The 19283-nt window shown below is 67.8% G+C and carries 19 protein-coding genes; 3 read left to right on the top strand and 16 right to left on the bottom strand.

The window, feature by feature from the left end; all coding sequences use genetic code 11:
- Positions 1-8: 8 nt before the first annotated feature.
- Together QN239_RS04680 and QN239_RS04675 are read right to left on the bottom strand one after the other, a co-directional pair.
- On the bottom strand, positions 9-821 hold the full coding sequence (locus QN239_RS04680; RefSeq protein WP_499008372.1) for a CbtA family protein: 813 nt from the start codon (positions 819-821) through the stop codon (positions 9-11).
- A 22-nt stretch (positions 822-843) separates the two neighbouring features.
- Positions 844-1059 carry a CbtB domain-containing protein gene (locus tag QN239_RS04675; protein WP_167163360.1) on the bottom strand — a complete coding sequence of 72 codons (216 nt, stop codon included), beginning with the start codon at positions 1057-1059 and terminating at the stop codon, positions 844-846.
- A gap of 309 nt (positions 1060-1368) precedes the next feature.
- On the opposite strand from QN239_RS04675, the gene QN239_RS04670 reads away from it, so the two are divergent.
- The gene (locus tag QN239_RS04670) at positions 1369-2349 is read left to right on the top strand and encodes an alpha/beta hydrolase (RefSeq protein ID WP_499008371.1); all 981 of its coding nucleotides are present in this window, start codon (positions 1369-1371) and stop codon (positions 2347-2349) included.
- A gap of 55 nt (positions 2350-2404) precedes the next feature.
- Here the strand turns inward: QN239_RS04670 and clpC1 are convergent, their stop codons facing one another.
- From clpC1 to lysS, 3 genes are all read right to left on the bottom strand, one after another.
- The gene (clpC1, locus tag QN239_RS04665) at positions 2405-4927 is read right to left on the bottom strand and encodes an ATP-dependent protease ATP-binding subunit ClpC (protein ID WP_499008370.1); all 2523 of its coding nucleotides are present in this window, start codon (positions 4925-4927) and stop codon (positions 2405-2407) included.
- A 346-nt stretch (positions 4928-5273) separates the two neighbouring features.
- A complete protein-coding gene (gene lsr2, locus QN239_RS04660) occupies positions 5274-5615 on the bottom strand; it encodes a histone-like nucleoid-structuring protein Lsr2 (RefSeq protein ID WP_090354136.1) in 342 nt (113 codons plus the stop codon).
- Between the two features lie 104 nt (positions 5616-5719).
- The gene (lysS, locus tag QN239_RS04655) at positions 5720-7225 is read right to left on the bottom strand and encodes a lysine--tRNA ligase (protein ID WP_499016590.1); all 1506 of its coding nucleotides are present in this window, start codon (positions 7223-7225) and stop codon (positions 5720-5722) included.
- 53 nt (positions 7226-7278) lie between these two features.
- Here lysS and QN239_RS04650 point away from each other — a divergent pair, with 53 nt between their 5' ends.
- Entirely contained in the window at positions 7279-8547 is a 1269-nt protein-coding gene (locus QN239_RS04650; RefSeq protein WP_499008369.1) for an alanine racemase, read from the top strand.
- Here QN239_RS04650 and QN239_RS04645 read toward each other — a convergent pair.
- The 11 genes from QN239_RS04645 to ftsH form a co-directional block, all read right to left on the bottom strand.
- A complete protein-coding gene (locus tag QN239_RS04645; RefSeq protein WP_090354131.1) occupies positions 8544-9353 on the bottom strand; it encodes a type III pantothenate kinase in 810 nt (269 codons plus the stop codon). The two genes, QN239_RS04650 and QN239_RS04645, sit on opposite strands and share 4 nt — an antisense overlap.
- Positions 9353-9760, bottom strand: coding sequence for an aspartate 1-decarboxylase (gene panD, locus QN239_RS04640; protein ID WP_090354130.1), 408 nt, complete (start codon positions 9758-9760; stop codon positions 9353-9355). The genes QN239_RS04645 and panD overlap by 1 nt, the downstream gene beginning before the upstream one ends.
- A complete protein-coding gene (gene panC, locus QN239_RS04635) occupies positions 9760-10695 on the bottom strand; it encodes a pantoate--beta-alanine ligase (RefSeq protein ID WP_499008367.1) in 936 nt (311 codons plus the stop codon). Before panC ends, panD begins: the two co-directional genes overlap by 1 nt.
- Positions 10692-11651, bottom strand: coding sequence for a Rossmann-like and DUF2520 domain-containing protein (locus QN239_RS04630; protein ID WP_499008366.1), 960 nt, complete (start codon positions 11649-11651; stop codon positions 10692-10694). Before QN239_RS04630 ends, panC begins: the two co-directional genes overlap by 4 nt.
- A 79-nt stretch (positions 11652-11730) precedes the next feature.
- Positions 11731-13032 carry a DUF6779 domain-containing protein gene (locus tag QN239_RS04625; RefSeq protein ID WP_499008364.1) on the bottom strand — a complete coding sequence of 434 codons (1302 nt, stop codon included), beginning with the start codon at positions 13030-13032 and terminating at the stop codon, positions 11731-11733.
- 66 nt (positions 13033-13098) lie between these two features.
- A complete protein-coding gene (locus QN239_RS04620; protein ID WP_499008363.1) occupies positions 13099-13572 on the bottom strand; it encodes a DUF3180 domain-containing protein in 474 nt (157 codons plus the stop codon).
- Positions 13572-14087, bottom strand: a complete 516-nt coding sequence (gene folK / locus QN239_RS04615) for a 2-amino-4-hydroxy-6-hydroxymethyldihydropteridine diphosphokinase (protein ID WP_499008362.1) — start codon at positions 14085-14087, stop codon at positions 13572-13574. Before folK ends, QN239_RS04620 begins: the two co-directional genes overlap by 1 nt.
- Positions 14084-14464, bottom strand: coding sequence for a dihydroneopterin aldolase (gene folB, locus QN239_RS04610; protein WP_499008361.1), 381 nt, complete (start codon positions 14462-14464; stop codon positions 14084-14086). The genes folK and folB overlap by 4 nt, the downstream gene beginning before the upstream one ends.
- Complete coding sequence (gene folP / locus QN239_RS04605) at positions 14457-15260, bottom strand: dihydropteroate synthase (protein ID WP_090354972.1); 804 nt, start codon at positions 15258-15260, stop codon at positions 14457-14459. Before folP ends, folB begins: the two co-directional genes overlap by 8 nt.
- Positions 15261-15316: 56 nt before the next feature.
- A complete protein-coding gene (folE, locus tag QN239_RS04600) occupies positions 15317-15916 on the bottom strand; it encodes a GTP cyclohydrolase I FolE (RefSeq protein ID WP_167163371.1) in 600 nt (199 codons plus the stop codon).
- On the bottom strand, positions 15913-18201 hold the full coding sequence (gene ftsH / locus QN239_RS04595; RefSeq protein ID WP_499008360.1) for an ATP-dependent zinc metalloprotease FtsH: 2289 nt from the start codon (positions 18199-18201) through the stop codon (positions 15913-15915). Before ftsH ends, folE begins: the two co-directional genes overlap by 4 nt.
- A 143-nt stretch (positions 18202-18344) precedes the next feature.
- On the opposite strand from ftsH, the gene QN239_RS04590 reads away from it, so the two are divergent.
- Positions 18345-19268 (top strand): alpha/beta fold hydrolase, encoded by a 924-nt coding sequence (locus QN239_RS04590; RefSeq protein ID WP_499008359.1) that lies wholly within the window; start codon positions 18345-18347, stop codon positions 19266-19268.
- The last annotated feature ends 15 nt before the right edge of the window (positions 19269-19283 follow it).

Genomic DNA, 19283 nt, shown 5'->3' with positions numbered 1-19283 from the left:
GGTTTCGCTCAGGTGGAAAGACTGGCCTCCGACAGACCGGACCCCGAGCGCTTGCCTTCGAGCAGTCGCGATGCCAAGGCCCCGAACACCAGCCCGATGGTCGCCCACATGGCGACCTGCGTGCCCAGCGAATACAGCCGGAACTCGTAGAGATCATCGGCGGCGAAGCCGGGGAAGACGATCGTGCCCGCCGCGTCGGTGACCGGTCCCGGCGTCTCGTCGATCGTGGGCAGGATCAGGAACACCACCGCCATCGACACGATGTAGTCGGCAGCCCCGATCAGAGTGGCGTTCCAGACCCCGAACCGCGGCGCGAGCCGCCGGCCCAGCAATACCGAGCCGACGAACAGACCCGCGGAGAGCACCACGACGAGCAGATAGAGCAGGGTGCGCTGTTTGATCGTCTCGTCCAGGCTGGTCGCCGGCGGGCTGGGCGGGTACTTCAGCGCAGGGACCACCCAGAGCGACAGCAGCATGCCCCCGGCAACCAGCATCGACAGCGCCCGTGCGGACAGAGTGGTCACCCGTCCGTACGTCACGCAGAAGACGACGGCCAGCAGTGCACCCATGGCCAGACCGAAGGCCAGCACGCCGAAGCCCATACCGATATTGGACTGCACGCCGCGGGTGAACAGTTCGACACCGTGCTCGTGGGCGCCGTGCGCATGGCCCTCCAGGGACTCACGAGCGGCGCCGACACCGTCCTCGAAGTCGATGGCCCGGCCGATCACCGGTTCGATGAAGATCTTTGCAAAGACGAACGCGGCCAAGCCGCCGAGGGCGCCGGCCAGCAGACCGCGCCCGATGAGGTGTTTTTCCATCGGTGTATCCCGTACGCGCTGATCAGTGGCAGGGGAAGCCGAGAAGATGCCGCGCGTCGTGCACGAACTCGTGCACGTAGGTGTTGTTACCGAACACCGAGGTGGCACCTTGGTCCATACCGACGAAGTAGAGCACCAGCAGCGCCAGGAAAGCGGTCGCCGACAACCACACCACGGCGCGCGCGGCGGAGAGGTCGATGGCGGGTACCCGGGTCTGATGCGCCTCAGGAGAAGTCATGTCCAAATTCCTTTCGGGATCTTGCGTCCCAGCGACAAAGGCAACAACGGAGTCGGGTCTGACTTTCACAGTGGCGCGACCGTTCTGGGTTTACACCAGATTCCTCGTCCGTCGATTACAACATGCATGGTAAGCGCCGCAGCCCGCTTCGGTGTACCCAGTACGCGAAATCCGCCCGGCGCGGCGCCGGGCGGGTTTGCTGTTCTCGCCACATGCCGCCCGGCACCTGATGTTTGACCACGCAAAGACCTGTCCGATGTGCCGTCGCTAAGTGTTGCCTGTGAATGAGAGCCCCCACATAATCAGCCGGTGACTCATCTCATACGTCGTCTTCGTACGTGTGCCATCGCACTGCTCGTCGTGATGCCGTTCCTCGCAGCGCCGGTCGCGGCGGCCGACGCCCCGCACATCACCGACATCCAGCATGTCAACGATCGCTGGGACAAGGTCTCGGTGTACTCCCCGGCCATGAACAAGGTCGTCGTCAACGACGTGTTCAAAGCGCGGTCCTCGGGGGCGCCGACCTTCTACCTGCTGCCCGGCATCGACGGTGGCGACAACCTGGACCCCGGCGGCAACTTCGCACCCGGCGCCAAGTCGTGGTTCGGCATGACCGATATCCAGGGTTTCTTCGCGAACAAGAACGTGAACGTGGTGTCCCCGCTGGGTGGTCAGTTCAGCTGGTGGACCAACTGGGTCAACGACGCCGACAAGCAGTACCAGACCTATATGACCCAGGAACTGCCGCCGCTGATCAACAAGCAGTACAACACCAACGGCCGCAACGCCGTCGGTGGTCTGTCCAGCACCGGTGGCACGGCTGTCGACTACGCCGTGCAGGCTCCCGGCCTGTTCCGTGCCGTTGCCTCCTACAGCGGCATGCTCAACCCGTCGGCCGATCCCGGACAGGTGGGGATGACACTGATGGGCGGCGGCCTGAGCGCCGACAACATGTGGGGCCCGGGTGGCGGACCGCTGTGGATCCAGCACGACCCGACGCGCAATGTCGGCGCGCTGAAGGGCACCGCCGTCTACGTCGCCGCATCAGGCTCGGGCAACGTCGGCTCAGTCGACCGGTTACCGGAGGGCTTCGGCCCGAACTTCACCGGTGGGTTGATCGAGCGCATAGTCGCCGACAGCACCAAGGCCTTCGCCGACGCCGCGGGTGCCGCCGGAGTGCCGATCACCTACATCGTCCGTCCGGACGGATCCCACACCTGGGGCCTGTTCGAATCGGAGATGCAGGAGTCCTGGAACACCACCGTCGGCCCGGCGCTCGGAGTCCGGTAGCCAACCCAACAAGAATGGCCCCCCGCTCGCGCGGGGGGCCATTCTGTGGTTCTGACTATTCGCTGCCTGCCGCCGTGGCAGCCAGATCGGGCTCGGCAGACTCCTTGGGCTTGCCGGAGAACGTGAACTTCGCGTTCTCGCCCTGGCCTTCGCCGTCCCAGCCCTCGACATCGACGGTGACGAGCTGACCGGGTCCGACCTCGTCGAAGAGGATCTTCTCGCTCAGTGCGTCCTCGATCTCGCGCTGGATGGTGCGGCGCAGCGGCCGGGCACCCAGCACCGGGTCGAACCCACGCTTGGCCAACAGGGACTTGGCCTGCTCGGTCAGCTCCATGGTCATGTCCTTGGCCGCCAGCTGCTTGGAGACCCGGCCGATCATCAGGTCAACCATCTCGATGATCTCCTGCTGGGTCAGCTGGTGGAACACGATGATGTCGTCGATCCGGTTGAGGAACTCCGGCCGGAAGTGCTTCTTGAGCTCATCGTTGACCTTGAGCTTCATCCGCTCGTAGTTGTTCTCCCCGCCACCGGAGGTGAAGCCCAGACCCACCGCCTTCGAGATATCGGAGGTGCCCAGGTTCGAGGTGAAGATCAGCACGGTGTTCTTGAAGTCGACCGTGCGACCCTGACCATCGGTGAGGCGACCGTCTTCGAGGACCTGCAGCAGGGTGTTGTAGATCTCCTGGTGCGCCTTCTCGATCTCGTCGAACAGCACCACCGAGAACGGCTTACGCCGCACCTTCTCGGTCAGCTGACCGCCCTCTTCGTAGCCGACGTAGCCCGGGGGGGCACCGAACAGCCGCGACGCGGTGAAGCGATCGTGGAACTCGCCCATGTCGATCTGGATGAGCGCGTCGTCATCGCCGAACAGGAATTCCGCCAGCGCCTTGGACAGCTCGGTCTTGCCGACACCGGACGGGCCGGCGAAGATGAACGAGCCCGACGGGCGCTTGGGATCCTTCAGCCCGGCGCGGGTGCGGCGGATCGCCTTGGAGACCGCGCGAACCGCATCCTCCTGGCCGATGATCCGCTTGTGCAGCTCATCTTCCATGCGCAGCAGGCGGGTGGTCTCGGCCTCGGTCAGCTTGAAGACCGGGATACCGGTCCAGTTGCCCAGGACCTCGGCGATCTGCTCATCGTCGACCTCGGCAACCACGTCGAGATCGCCTGAGCGCCACTGCTTCTCACGCTCGGCGCGCTGCGCGACGAGCTGCTTCTCCGAGTCGCGCAGCCGGGCCGCCTTCTCGAAGTCCTGCGCGTCGATCGCGGATTCCTTCTCCCGGCGGGCGTCGGCGATCTTCTCGTCGAACTCGCGCAGGTCCGGCGGAGCGGTCATCCGGCGGATACGCATCCGGGCGCCCGCCTCGTCGATCAGGTCGATCGCCTTGTCCGGCAGGAACCGGTCGTTGATGTACCGGTCGGCCAGGGTGGCCGCGGCCACCAGGGCACCGTCGGTGATCGAGACGCGGTGGTGCGCCTCGTACCGATCCCGCAGACCCTTGAGGATCTCGATGGTGTGCTCGACCGTCGGCTCACCCACCTGCACCGGCTGGAAGCGGCGCTCCAGGGCGGCATCCTTCTCGATGTACTTGCGGTACTCGTCGAGCGTGGTCGCACCGATGGTCTGCAGCTCGCCGCGGGCCAGCTTCGGCTTGAGAATGCTGGCCGCGTCGATGGCACCCTCGGCGGCACCCGCACCGACGAGCGTGTGCAGCTCGTCGATGAACAGGATGATGTCGCCGCGGGTGTTGATCTCCTTGAGCACCTTCTTCAGGCGCTCCTCGAAATCACCGCGGTAGCGGCTGCCGGCCACCAGCGAACCAAGGTCCAAGGTGTAGAGCTGCTTGTCCTTCAGCGTCTCGGGAACCTCGCCGTGCACGATGGCCTGCGCCAGACCCTCCACGACGGCGGTCTTGCCGACGCCCGGCTCACCGATCAGCACCGGGTTGTTCTTGGTGCGGCGGCTCAGCACCTGCATGACCCGCTCGATTTCCTTCTCGCGGCCGATGACGGGGTCGAGCTTGCCCTCCATCGCGGCCGCGGTCAGGTTGCGGCCGAACTGATCGAGCACCAGCGAGGTCGAGGGGTTGCCCGACTCGCCACCGCGGCCACCGGTACCGGCCTCGGCGGCTTCCTTGCCCTGGTAGCCGCTCAGCAGCTGGATGACCTGCTGACGCACGCGGGTCAGCTCGGCGCCCAGCTTCACCAGGACCTGGGCGGCCACACCCTCACCCTCACGGATCAGGCCGAGCAGAATGTGCTCGGTGCCGATGTAGTTGTGGCCCAGCTGCAGCGCCTCGCGCAGGCTGAGCTCGAGCACCTTTTTGGCGCGCGGGGTGAAGGGGATGTGCCCGGACGGGGCCTGCTGGCCCTGGCCGATGATCTCCTCCACCTGGCTGCGCACACCCTCAAGGGAGATGCCGAGGGACTCCAGCGACTTGGCTGCGACGCCCTCGCCCTCGTGGATGAGGCCCAGCAGGATGTGCTCGGTGCCGATGTAGTTGTGGTTGAGCATCCGGGCTTCTTCTTGCGCCAGGACGACGACCCTGCGGGCACGGTCGGTAAATCTCTCGAACATCGGTGCTTACCTGCTCTTCCTGCTAAGGCCTTCTCACGAGGGGCGCGGCTTGAGCTGCCAGCCACACGTTGCCTGACGTCCACTCTAATGGGCCGCTGCGGCGGGTGCGTTGCCTTGGTTGCGCTTCCAGAGAACCTCGGCGAACACGCGCCCCACCCGCAGCGACTGCAACACGCCTTCTGTACGGCTGCGTGCACTTACGTAACGCGCAAGGGGTACCCGGCGTTTCCCGGCCGACACGTTTCACGCTTCGCCTGTAGCGAAACGCCACGGCGGGGCATCCCGCTGCCAGACGTTGCCAGACGGCTCCGCCCGGACGGGCGGAAGACCGTCTGGCAATGATTGCCTAGGTTGCTGCGTGGAACGCGTCGATGACTTCGGCGGGGATCCGGCCGCGGGTCGAGACATTGTGCCCGTTACGGCGCGCCCACTCCCGGATGGCGGCGCTCTGTTCCCGGTCGATCGCGGCGCGACCTCGACCGGACCCGGCGGAACGACCACGGCGCCGGCCACCGACCCGGCGGCCCGCCTCCACCCACTGCTTGAGATCGTTGCGAAGCTTCGCGGCGTTCTTCGAAGAAAGGTCGATCTCGTAGCTCACCCCGTCGATGGCGAATTCGACGGTCTCATCTGCTGCTGCTTCACCGTCGAAATCGTCAACTAACGTGACAGTTACTTTCTTCGCCATTAGCTCACACTGACCCTTCTGTGGCTGTTGTTGTTCGTCCCCGTCCCCAAAGCAATATTTGCATAGGATCCGAATCCGAACAACAACTCACCGACCGCGTCGGATCAGTTAGCCTGTCTGCGCACAATCGGGAACAAAACAGTCTCCCGAATCGACAGGCCCGTCAATGCCATCAACAGCCGGTCGATGCCCATTCCGGTGCCCGTCGTGGGGGGCATCGCATACTCCAATGCGGCGAGAAAATCCTCGTCCAGACGCATTGCCTCGTCATCGCCTGCCGCCGCGGCGCGCGCCTGGTCTTCGAACCGCTCCCGCTGAATCACCGGGTCGATCAATTCCGAGTAACCGGTGGCCAATTCGAATTTGCGGATGTAGAGATCCCATTTCTCGGTCACACCGGGAATGCTGCGGTGAGCGCGGGTCAGCGGGGTGGTCTCCACGGGGAAATCCCGCACGAACGTCGGTGCCCATAGGTGGTCGCCGACGGTGTGCTCCCACAGTTCCTCGACCAGTTTCCCGTGCCCGTAGCCGCGATCGGCAGGAATCTCCACACCCAACCGATCGGCGATGGACCACAAGTGCGCGACACCGGTTTCCGGTGTGATCTCCTCACCCAGTGCCTCGGACAGCGAGGGATACATTTCCAGCGTCTGCCATTCACCGTCGAGGTCGTACGTGCTGCCATCCGGCAATGGGACCGCTCTTGTGCCGATCGCCTCGTCGGCCACTTCCTGAACAATTTCGCGGGTGGTCCGCGCGGAATCGTCGTAGGTCCCGTACGCCTGATAAGTCTCCAGCATCGCGAATTCCGGCGAATGTGTGGAATCGGCACCTTCGTTACGGAAGTTGCGATTCAACTCGAAGACCTTCTCGAAACCGCCCACCAGGCACCTTTTGAGGAACAACTCCGGGGCGATGCGCAGGTACAGATCGGCGTCGAGTGCATTCGAGTGGGTGACGAAAGGCCGAGCCGCCGCTCCGCCGGCCAGCGTCTGCAGCATCGGTGTCTCGACTTCGAGAAAACCCCGGCGCTCCAGGGCGGACCGGACCGCCCGCACCACGGCGACGCGCTGCCGTGCGATGGTGCGTGCTTCCGGACGGACGATGAGGTCGACATAACGCTGCCGGACCCGGGTCTCCTCGCTCATCTCCTTGTGCGCCACGGGTAGCGGCCGCAATGCCTTCGACACGATTTGCCAGGAATCGGCGAGCACAGACAGTTCGCCGCGCCGTGAGCTGATCACCTGGCCATGGACGAACACGATGTCACCGAGATCGACATCGGCCTTCCAGGCGTCCAGCGAATCCTGTCCCACCTCGGCGAGGCTGATCATGGCCTGCAGCTGCGTGCCGTCACCGTCCTGCAGCGTGGCGAAGCAGAGCTTCCCCGAGTTACGGGCGAAGACCACGCGCGCGGCGACGCCGACCTGATCGCCGGTCTGGGTGTCGACCTCCAGGTCCGGATAGGCCGCGCGCAGTTCTGCCAGCGAGTGGGTGCGAGCCACCTCCACCGGGTACGGATCGCGGCCCTCCGCGATCAGGCGCGCCCGCTTGGCCTGACGAATCCGGTACTGCTCCGGAATATCGTCGGACTCGAGCGGAGCTGCCACGGGCGGACCTGGAACATCAGAAGAACTCACGACGTGCCAGCTTAAATGAACAGGTGAACCCACCCACGCACGCTGCCGTCGCAGCACTGTACGAGCAGCGGCTGGATTGGCGTTTCAAGGGCATTCCGGTGGCCTGGCAGGACGCCACCGCCGCCCAGGTACTGGCGGCCGCGCCGCAGTTGTTCGACGCGGGACCGACCGGGCCCGTGTGCGTACTGCGCGAGCCGGCCCTGCGGCACAACCTCGCGACCATGGCGGCGTGGTGCGCCGACCGCGGGGTGACCATCGCCCCGCACGGTAAGACCCACATGTCTCCCCAGCTGTACGCCAGGCAGGCCGCCGCGGGTGCCTGCGCGGTCACGGTGGCCACCATCGGCCAGGCGCGCGTGTACCGGGCGTTCGGCGTGCCTGCCATCGTGCTGGCCAACGAACTCGTCGATGCGCCCGGACTGAGCTGGCTGGCCGCCGAACTGGATGCAGACCCCGATTTCAGCGCGGTGTGCTGGGTTGATTCGGTGCGCGGCGTGCAGCTGATGACCTCCGCGCTGACCGGGGCCGACCGCCGGGTGGACGTCTGCGTCGAGGTCGGGATGGCGGGCGGCCGGACCGGCTGCCGCACCCCTGCCGAGGTGGACGAGGTGGCCCGCGCCGCGGCGGCGTCGCCACGGCTGCGCCTGGTCGGGGTGGCCGGTTACGAAGCAGCTCTCACGGGCGAGCGCAGCGACGGGGGGTTTGGCACGGGCGAGCGCAGCGACGGGGGGTTTGGCACGGGCGAGCGCAGCGACGGGGCCACCGCGCAGGTCCGGTCCTACCTGGCCGAGATGCGCGCCGCAGTGACGCGGCTGTCCGGGCTGTTCGAGACGGACGAGGTGATCCTCACCGCCGGCGGCAGCACCTACCCCGATGTGGTGGCCGACGAGCTGGCGGGGGCGGCGACCCGGGTGATCCTGCGCAGCGGCTGCTATCTGACCCACGACGACGGGCTGTACGCGGCGGCGTCCCCCCTGCCGCTGCACCCGGCCCTGCAGGTGTGGGCGCCGGTGGTATCCCGTCCCGAACCGGAGCTCGCGCTCGTCATGATGGGCCGGCGCGATATCTCGTTCGACGCCGGGCTGCCGGTGCCCCTGCACCTGCCGGGAGCGCGCGTCACCGCACTCAACGACCAGCACGCCTACCTGGCATCCGCGGGTCACCCGGTCGAGGTGGGCGACTGGCTCGGATTCGGCGTCTCACACCCCTGCACAACATTCGACAAATGGCAGCTGATCCCGGTGCTCGACGACACGGACCGCGTCGTGGACCTGGTCCGGACGTTCTTCTAGCTCGGGCGGCGAACCCGCTGGTTGTCGCGGTTGCGTTCGTACACAAGGCGCAGGCCGTCCAGCGTCAGGTTCGGTTCGTAGTGCTCGACGGTGCGCAGATCGGGAAGCACCAGGGGCGCCGTGTGGCCCGTCGCGACGACCGCGACGTCGCTGCCCGCGAAACCGTCGACATCGGAGCGCACCCGGCTCACCAGACCGTCGACCAGTCCCGCGAATCCGAACACCGCCCCGGCCTGCATGCATTCCACGGTGTTCTTGCCGATCACCGACCGCGGCCGGGTCAGCTCGACGCGGCGCAGCGCGGCCGAACGGGCGGCCGCGGCATCGGAGGACACCTGGATACCGGGCGCGATGGCGCCACCGAGGAATTCCCCCTTCGCCGACACCACGTCGACACAGATGGAGGATCCGAAGTCGACCACGATCGCCGCGGTGCCGTACTTGTGGAATGTCGCCAGGCAGTTCACGATCCGGTCCGCGCCGACTTCCTTCGGGTTGTCGACCAGCAGCGGGATCCCGGTGCGCACTCCGGGCTCGATCAGCACATGCGGCACCGCGGGCCAGTACTGGTCGAGCATCAGCCGGATCTCGTGCAGCACCGAGGGCACCGTCGACAGGGCCGTGGCGCCGGTCAGCTGCTCGGTGGCCTCGCCGATCAGCCCGTCGATGGTCAGTGCCAGTTCGTCGGCGGTGATCTCGGATTCGGTTCTGATGCGCCAGGTCTGGGTGACCTTGGCGTGGTCTCGGGACCCCGACACCAGACCGACCACCGTATGGGTGTTGCGGACGTCGATCGCGAGCAGCATCAGCGCGGCGACATCAGGCCGGATGCGTCGGCCGGCACGTGGGCAGGATCGGAGCCCAGGTCGATCTGCCGGTTGTCGGCGTCCACGAAGACGATCCTGGGCTGGTACGCCCGGGCGTGCGCGTCCTCCATCGTGCCGTAGGCGATCAGGATCACCAGATCTCCGGGATGCACCAGATGCGCTGCCGCACCGTTGATCCCGATCACGCCACTGCCCCGCTCACCGGTGATCGCGTAGGTGACCAGTCGGTTGCCGTTGTCGATGTCGACGATGGTCACCTGCTCGCCCTCGAGCAGGTCGGCCGCGTCCATCAGGTCCGCATCGATGGTGACCGACCCGACGTAGTGCAGGTCGGCGTGCGTGACGGTGGCACGGTGGATCTTGGATTTGAGCATCGTGCGTAACATCAGTTCCTCCAGGGCAATTCGTGCTCGTCGTACTCGACGTCCGGACCGGGGCCGGACGGCACACCGATATCGATGGCGATGTTGTCCAGCAATCGGGTGCCGCCGAGCCGGCCTGCCACCAGCATCCGGGCCCGGCCCTGCTCCGGCGGGGGCCCCAGCCAGGGGTCGCGCACCTCCAGGTAGTCGACCTCTATTGCCGGTACCTCGTCGAGCACCGCGCGAGCGGCATCCAGCGCGGACTCCACACCTTCACCCGCGCCGTACATTCCGGCAAGCAGGGCCGCCGACAGCGCGCACGCCTGTTCCCGGTCCGTCTCACTGAGGTAGCGGTTACGCGACGACATGGCCAGACCGTCGGACTCCCGGACGATCGGCACGCCGACGATGCGGGTGTCGAGGTTGAGGTCGTCGGCCATCTGCCGAATCAGCACCAGCTGCTGGTAGTCCTTCTCGCCGAAGTAGGCGCGGTCCGGCCGGACGATCTGCAGCAGCTTCAGAACGACGGTCAGCATTCCGGCGAAGTGCGTTGGGCGCGAGGCACCTTCGAGATCAGACCCGAGCGGACCGGGATGTACCGAGGTGCGCGGACCGGCGGGATACATCTGGGCCGCACTCGGGGCGAACACCACCTCCACACCTTCGCCGCGCAGGGCCTCGAGATCGGCGTCCAGCGTGCGCGGGTAGGCGTCGAGATCCTCCCCCGCCCCGAACTGCAACGGATTGACGAAGATCGACACCACGACCACCGCACCCGGCACCTGTTTGGCGGCGCGGACCAGGCTCAGGTGTCCTTCGTGCAGCGCACCCATAGTCGGCACCAGCGTCACCCGCCGGCCGGTGGTCCGCAGCACCCGGGTCAGGTCGGCGACGTCAGCGGGGCGGGTGTAGACGTTGAGCTGACCGGCGACGAACTTCGGCGGCTTGGTCGCACTCACTGATCGGTCACCTTCCGTGCGAGCACGTCGAACACTTCCTTCGGTGCGTGCGCCCGCTGGGCGGTGCGCAGTGAATTGGCCCGATAGGCTTGTGCCAGTTCGGGATCGGTCTCGATGAGGGCATGCAGGTGGCCGGCCACCGCGGCCGCGTCGCCGCGGGCCACCGGGCCGGTGAGGGCAGACTGCCCACGCGCCAGCGCGTTCTCCAGCGACGCCCGGGCCAGCGGACCCACGATGCGTTCGGCCAGCCCGCCCGGTGCGTCGCCGACCAGTTCCTGGCCGAGCAACTCCTGGCCGCGCAACGCGGTGCGCAATGCCGCAAGCGAGTCCAGCACCACGGTGACGAGATGGTTGCTGGCATGTGCAAGGGCCGCGTGGTAGAGGGTGCGGGCATCTTCCCGCACCCGGAAGGGCTCACCACCGATCTCCAGTACCAGGGCCTGCGCGACGGCGTAGCCGATCTCGTCCGCGGCGGTGATACCGAAACAGGTGTCGGGCAACCGCGCGATGTCCTCATCGGATCCGGTGAAGGTCATCGCCGGATGGATGGCCAGCGGGATACAACCCTGCTCGGTCAGCGGTGCGAGCACGCCGACACCGTTGGCACCGGAGGTATGCGCGACCAGCGTGCCGGGGCGGACCACCCCGGTGGCGGCCAGGCCCGAGACCAGCGACGCCAGTTCGGAATCCGGGACCGCGAGCAGCAGCAATTCGGCGCGGGCAGCGACGTCTTGGACGGGCATCACCGCCGTTTCCGGCAGTCGGCGGGCGGCCCGATCCCGTGACTTGCGCGATATCGCGCTGCAGGCCACCACGACGTGGCCGGCCCGCTCGAGTGCCACCCCGAGCGCGGACCCCACCCGACCTGCGGACACCACGCCGACCGTCAGCCGGGCCGGGCGAAACCCATCCGGGCCCTCCCACGCAGGCTCCGACGCCGAAGCGGACTGCACCATCGCAGTGACCTCGCAAACTTCTCAGAAATATCGTTCCGGTCCTGCTCTGCAGGTACCGGACGGTCGGCATGAGCCTAGCTCACTCGTCACGGCGGCGACGCCGCCCGCCTCCGGTACCGGTACCGTCGCCTCGCTCGCCCTGGAAACGTCCCGCCTGCAGCCGCGACAGCAGCTCCGAGACCGGCTGGCCACCCGCATGCTGACCGGCGGCTTCCTCTGACGTCTCCTCGGGCGGTGCGGTTTCGTCGGCGCTGCGGTGCCGGGCCGAGCGGCTGGGCTCCGGGGGTAGCGGCGGGGTGGCCAGCGTCGGTGACGGCGCAGGTTCGGCGGGCACCGTGTGGCGTGGAGCGCGGGGCGCCATGTCGGCGTCGGCTCCGGAATGGCGACCGCGGCGGGTTTCCACAGGCGGCGGAGTCATCGCCGGACCCGGGTGCACCGGTGGCGGCACTGGTTCGACGGGCGGCGCCACCCAGTTGCTGCCCGGAGCGCCTGCGGGGATCCACTCGCCGTCGGCCGGCGCCGGCCGCCAGTCGGCGGCGGGGCGGCGCGGCGGTGCCTGCGGTGGGGGCGGGGGTGTCCATGCGGGCGGCGGCGGACTCGGTGCCTGAACCGGCGGCTGGGGTGTCGGCTGGGGTGCAACGGGGGGCTGCTGCCACACCGACTCTCGTGCCGGCGGCGGGGGCGGTGCAGGCTCCGGTGCGGGCGGCGCACTCCACGGCGCCGGCTGCTCTGCTTCACCGGCCCTGCGATGGGCGCCACCGGCGGGCTGCGACGGACCCCATTGATACTCGGGCACATGAGGTTCGGCGGGCACGTCGATGATCGGGCTTTCCTCGGTGCGGGGTTCGGCCCTGCGCGAGGCGAAGGACTCCACCCGTTCCTCGATGTCGATCCGGCTGGCGATCACCCGTCCGGCCGGGCGATCGGTTTCCAGTGCCGGCCGCTGATCGAGGTCGGTGTCGAACAGAATCTCCAGATTGTTGCGCAGCGCCGCCAACTCGGCGCGCAGCGCCGCCACCTCATCGGCGGCCTGGGCGCGCAACTCCGCGGCCAGTTCCCGGCGCAGTTGTGACTCCACGGCGAGTTCGTACTCGCGGCGGGCCGAGATCTCCCGGTCCAACTGGAGGTCGTAGACGAGTTTGAGATCACGCACCTTGGCCTGATCGACGTCACTCTGCCTGCGATAGATCACCGAGACGAACGCGGCGACCACTGCCGCCCACAACGCCAGCACGACTGCGAGTTTGAGCAATTCGACCCGGTTGGTGAACACCAGCACCGAGCTGGCGACGATGGCCAGCACCAGCAACACCGACAGCAGGATCCATCCCGGCCTGCGGGAGACGCGTCGAACGCGCATGCCGCGGGACGGATCGGTCATGGGCTGACTGTACCGGTCACAGCTCGCCTAGCGTGTCGACCACCGCGGCGATTCGAGCAGATTCGGCTACTCCGGCGCCGCATCCCGGGGCTGTTCGGGCTCGTCCGGGGACTTGCAGCAATGCTCCAGCCACAGGGCCGCCGCCACCAGCGCCAGCGCGCACAACGCGGCGACCACCGACCCTGGGATGTCCTCGTGCGGGATCCGGATACCCCGACGCGGCAGCAGATAGCCCAGTACCCCCAGCCACCAACCGAACACCAGAGCGCCCAGCCACGCGGACGCCTTCGCCGTCACCACCGAACGCGCCACCGCCAGCGGGTGCAGCCGGCCGCCACCCACCCCGATCCGCCCGTCGCGAACCCGGCCCCGCACCACATAGCCCCAGCCGGCTTCGGCACCCGCCACCACGAGCAACGACACCCCGGTCCACAACGTGATCGGCGGGAACCACCGATACAGCCAGACCACCAGCAGGTATCCCACGATGGCCGCCGCCGCGGCCGCGAACACCAGGTCGCGCCTACGCGTCGGGCCCATCAGTTGCTCAGCACCAGGTCGGTGGGCCGAACCCCGTCCCGCTCGCGGGCGTCCAGTTCGGCGAGCAGCTCTGTCACCGGCCGGTCCAGCCCGGTCACCCAGAGCCGTGCGGCCGGATCGACGGCCAGCCACGGGATCAGCACGAAGGCACGCAGGTGCGCGTAGGGGTGCGGCAGCGTGAGCTCGGGGTCGGAGCTGCGCACCTGCTCCTGACCGTCCCGGCAGGCGACGATATCGACATCCAGAGTGCGTGGACCCCAGTGTATTTCGCGCACCCGTCCGGCTGCGGTCTCGAGTTCCTGGCAGCGCCGCAACCAGCCGGCCGGGCTCAGCCCGGGATCGTCGGCGAGGACGACGGCATTGAGGAACGGTCCCTGCTCGACGCCACCCCAGGCATCGGTCTCGTACACCGGCGAGACCGCGCGCACCGCCACCCCGAGGCCGTCGACCACCGACTGCAGATGCCCGAGACGGTCGCCCAGGTTCGAACCGATGGACAGCACCGCGCGGGTCACGGCCGCTCCCGCATCCCGCGCCTGGACCTGCGCGCCACCACCGCAACATCGTGGAACGTCAACGGGATCGGAGCACTGGGCTTGTGCACCACGACCTCCACCGCATGCACCCGCGGGTCGGTCATCACATCCTCGGCGATCTCCGCCGACACCGTCTCGATCAGGTTCCGCGGCGGCCCGGCGACGATGCCGGCGGCCCGCTGGGCCAACGCGCCGTAATCCAGCGTGTCGGCCAAGTCGTCGCTGGCGGCGGCCACCGCGAGGTCCACCCAGACCGTCAGGTCTATGACGAAGTCCTGCCCGTCTCGGCGCTCATGCTCGAACACTCCGTGGTACCCGCGAACGGTCAAGCCGCGCAATTCGATTCGATCAGCCATCGGACCCTCCCCACGCCGTCACAACCTTCAGCGCATCGACGGATGCCCGCACATCGTGGACGCGGACACCCCAGGCGCCGTCGCGCGCCGCCAGCGCCGAGATCACCGCGGTCGCGGTCTCCCGGCCGGCCGGAGGCCGCGGTTCGCCGTCGGCACCGGCCAGCAGGGCACCCAGGAAACGCTTGCGGGATGCACCCACCAGCACCGGGATCCCGGTGCCGACGAATTCGGGCAGCGCCCGCAGCAGGGCCCAATTGTGTTGGGCCGTCTTGGCGAAGCCCAGCCCCGGGTCGATGATGAGCTTGCCCGGATCCACCCCGGCCTCGACCGCCGCGTCGACACTGCGCATCAGCTCGTCGCGCACCTGCGCCACCACATCGGTGTACCGGGGCGCCTCATGCGGCTCGTCGGCTCCGACCGAACGCCAGTGCATCAGAATCCACGGCACCTTCGCCTCGGCGATCAGGCCGGCCATCGCCGGATCCGCGCGGCCGCCCGACACATCGTTGACGATCTGCGCACCGGCGGCCAGCGCCGCTTCGGCCACCGCGGCGTGCATGGTGTCGATGCTGAGCGTGACTCCCTGGGCTGCAAGATCTTCGATGACGGGCACCACCCGGCCCGTCTCGACCGCGGCATCCACCCGGGTGGCGCCGGGCCGCGTCGATTCACCGCCCACGTCGATGATGGCGGCGCCGTCGGACACCAACGCCAGGGCGTGGGTCACGGCCCGGTCTCGGTCGAGGAACTGCCCGCCGTCGGAGAAGGAGTCGTCGGTGACGTTGACGACACCCATCACCACCGGGGCGAGCGAAGCGACGGGGTGTAGGCCCGGGGAGAGGGAAGCGACGCTCACTTCCGCAGGATCAGTTCCAGTGCCTCGGCCCGGGATGCCTTGTCCGTCTTGAACTGTCCGCGTACCGCCGACGTCGTGGTGACCGCACCCGGTTTGCGCACCCCGCGCATGGCCATGCACAGGTGCTCGGCCTCGATGACGACGATCACCCCGCGCGGATCGAGTTTGCGCATCAGGGCGTCGGCGACCTGTGCGGTCAGTCGCTCCTGAACCTGTGGACGCTTCGCGTACAGGTCGACCAGCCGCGCGATCTTGGACAGCCCGGTGACCCGGCCGTCCAGGCCCGGGATGTAGCCGACATGCGCCACGCCGTGGAACGACACCAGGTGGTGCTCACAGGTGGAGTACATCGGGATCTGCTTCACCAGCACCAGTTCGTCGTGCTGCTCGTCGAACGTGGTGTTGAGCACCGCGTCGGGATCGGTGTACAGCCCCGCGAAGATCTCCCGGTAGGCGCGCGCCACCCGGGCCGGGGTGTCGATCAGACCGTGCCGATCCGGGTCCTCGCCCACTGCCAGCAGGAGTTCGCGCACGGCGGCCTCGGCGCGCGGCTGATCAAAGTCACGCAACGCTGCGGTGACATCACTCGCCGTCATCGGCGCTCCTCGGGTGCCTGTTCTCCGTGCGTGGGCGGGTAGGGCGGGTAGGGCTGCTGCTGATGCGGCGGTGCCGGGTAGCCGGGGGGCTGCTGATGTTGCGGGGGTTGGTTCGGCGGATACCAGTAGCCCTGCTGCGGGGGCTGGTCGCGCGGCGGCCAGCCGGGAGCGTGCCAGCCCGCGGGCGCACCGTAGTCGGGTTGCGCACCGTTGGGGGTCGCGTTGGACGCGCCGTTGGGATGGCCGTGACCGACCCCGGCCCCATTGCCATTGCCATTGCCATTGCCGTTCTGCACCGCGGCCTCGGCACTGGCCTTGGCAATGGCGGCCTTGAATGCCGGTTCGGGCACCGGTGGCGGCCAGGGCTCGCCCCGCTCGATCGCGATCTCGCCCGGGGTCTTGATCGGCGGCTTGTCCGAGGGGATGCGGCCACCGAACTCGTCGAACATGGTGAGCCGGGGCCGCTTCTTCACGTCGACGAGGATCCGCTCCAGATCGGGGCGGTGCAGCGTCTCCTTCTCCAGCAGCTCACCGGCCAGGATGTCGAGGACGTCCCGGTACTGGGTGAGCACCTCCCACGCCTCGGTGTGGGCGGCCTCGATCAGCTTGCGGACCTCGTCGTCGATATCGCGGGCGACCTCGTGACCGAAATCGGCCTGCGTGCCCATGGTGCGACCGAGGAACGGATCGCCGTGTTCGGTGCCGTACCGCACCGCGCCCAGCTTGGGGCTCATGCCGTGCTCGGTGACCATCGCCCGGGCCACCTTGGTCGCGTTCTCGATATCGGACACCGCGCCGGTGGTGGGCTCCCGGAAGATCAGCTCCTCGGCGGCACGGCCACCGACCGCCATCACCAGGCGCGCGATCAGCTCGGAACGGGTCTGCAGTCCCTTGTCGTCCTCGGGGACGGCGACCGCGTGCCCGCCGGTCCGGCCGCGGGCCAGGATGGTGACCTTGTACACCGGATCCAGGTGCGGCATGGCCCAGCCGGCCAGGGTGTGCCCGGCCTCGTGGTAGGCGGTGATCTTCTTCTCGAACTCGCTGATGATGCGGCCCTTGCGGCGCGGGCCTCCGAGCACCCGGTCGACGGCCTCCTCCAGCGCCGCGCCGGTGATGACCGTGCCGTTCTCGCGGGCGGTGAGCAGCGCGGCCTCGTTGATGACGTTGGCCAGGTCCGCGCCGGAGAAGCCGACGGTCCGCTTGGCCAGTCCTTCCAGATCCGCGTCGGGGGCGATCGGCTTGCCCGCCGAGTGCACCTTGAGCACGGCGCGGCGCCCGGCCAGGTCCGGGTTGGAGACCGGGATCTGCCGGTCGAAACGGCCGGGACGCAGCAGCGCCGGGTCGAGGATGTCGGGCCTGTTGGTGGCCGCGATCAGGATGACGCCCTGGCGGTCGCCGAAACCGTCCATCTCGACCAGCAGCTGGTTGAGCGTCTGCTCCCGTTCGTCGTGGCCGCCGCCCATACCGGCGCCACGCTGACGGCCCACGGCGTCGATCTCGTCGACGAAGATGATGCACGGGCTGTTCTGCTTGGCCTGTTCGAACAGGTCGCGCACGCGGGAGGCGCCGACACCGACGAACATCTCGACGAAATCGGAGCCCGAAATCGTGAAGAAGGGCACACCGGCTTCGCCTGCTACCGCACGGGCCAGCAAGGTCTTACCGGTACCGGGCGGCCCGAACAGCAGCACACCCTTGGGGATCTTGGCGCCGAGCGCCTGGTAGCGGCTGGGGTTCTGCAGGAAATCCTTGATCTCGTACAGCTCTTCGACGGCCTCGTCCACGCCGGCGACATCCGCGAAGGTGGTCTTGGGCATGTCCTTGCCCAACTGTTTGGCCTTCGACTTACCGAACCCGAAGCCCATCCGGCCGCCGGTCTGCATCCGGGAGAACATGACGAAGAGGCCGACCAGCAGCAGCAGCGGCAGCATGTAGATCAGCAGCGAGCTGAGCAGGCTGCTCTGGTTGACCACGGTGTTGGTCTTGGCGTTCTTCGCGGTGAGCGCATTGAACAGGTCGACGCCGTACCCGTTGGGGTACTTCGTGATGATCTTGTCACTGTTCTCGGTGTCGCCGTTGCCGGACTTCAGCTCCAGCCGCACCTGCTGTTCGCGGTCGTCGATCTGGGCGCTCTTGACGTTGTCGGCGCTGATCTGCGCCATCGCCACCGAGGTGTCGACAGGCTTGTACCCGCGCGTGTCATCGCTGAAGTAGAAGAAGGACCAACCCAGCAGCAGCACGACCGCGATCGCGGTGAGTGTGCGGATCACGTTTTTACGGTTCATCGATGTCTTTCGCCGGCAGGTGTGAGCCGACCCGGTCCTTCCAATGAGCGCAGTTGAGAACTTTCAGGCTACCGCTAGACCAACGATCGGCAGTTCCCACCATCGGAAATCAAGATGGGTACCGAGTGTGCTTTGGTGGATTGGTGGTCACCCCGACGGAGCGGTCAGTCGACACCAACGGCGTCACCCTTCGGATCACCGAGGCCGGCGACAGGGGCGCACCGGTGGTCGTACTGGCCCACGGCTTCCCCGAACTGGCGTATTCGTGGCGGCATCAGATCCCGGCTCTGGCGGCAGCCGGCTACCACGTAATCGCCCCTGACCAGCGCGGCTACGGCGGCTCCTCGCGGCCGCGGGCGGTCGAGGACTACGACATCGTGGCGCTGACGGGTGACCTCGCGGGCCTGCTCGACGACATCGGTGCCGAACGAGCGGTGATGATCGGGCACGACTGGGGATCCCCGGTGGTGTGCAACTTCGCGCTGCTGCACCCGGACCGGGTGGCGGCCGTGGCGGCCCTGAGCGTGCCGCCGGTGCCCCGGGCCTCGGAACCGCCGACCCGAATCTGGCGCCGGCTCGTCGGCGACGGTTTCTTCTACATCCTGCATTTCCAGGAGCCCGGGGTCGCCGATGCGCAGATGGCCCGCGATGTGCGCGACACCATGGCACGCATGGTCGCGATGCAGGGTTTCACCGCGCCGGTCACCGATCTCACCGAGAGTCCGCCTCCGTCGCTGCCGGACTGGATCAGCGCGGACGAGTTCGAGCACTACGTCGCGGCGTTCGAACGGACCGGGTTCACCGGGCCGCTGAACTGGTACCGCAATTTCGATCGCAACTGGGAGCTCACGGAGGTGACTCCGGCGCGCACCATCACCGTGCCCACCCTCTTCCTGGCCGGCAGCGCCGATCCCGTCCTGACGTTCACGCCGCGGCACCGGGTGCACGACGTGGTCACCGGTGACTACCGCGAGGTGCTGCTGGACGGCGCCGGCCACTGGCTGCAGCAGGAACGCCCCGATGAGGTGAACTCGGCGCTCCTGGAGTTCCTGGCCGGCGTGAGGTGATCTAGCTGGACCGAT

The sequence above is a fragment of the Mycolicibacterium sp. Y3 genome (genome assembly GCF_051188035.1).
In the GTDB taxonomy this organism is placed as follows: Bacteria; Actinomycetota; Actinomycetes; order Mycobacteriales; family Mycobacteriaceae; genus Mycobacterium; species Mycobacterium fluoranthenivorans.
Note: the sequence above shows the minus strand (reverse complement) of the source record. Positions and strands in the feature narration are given on the sequence as shown.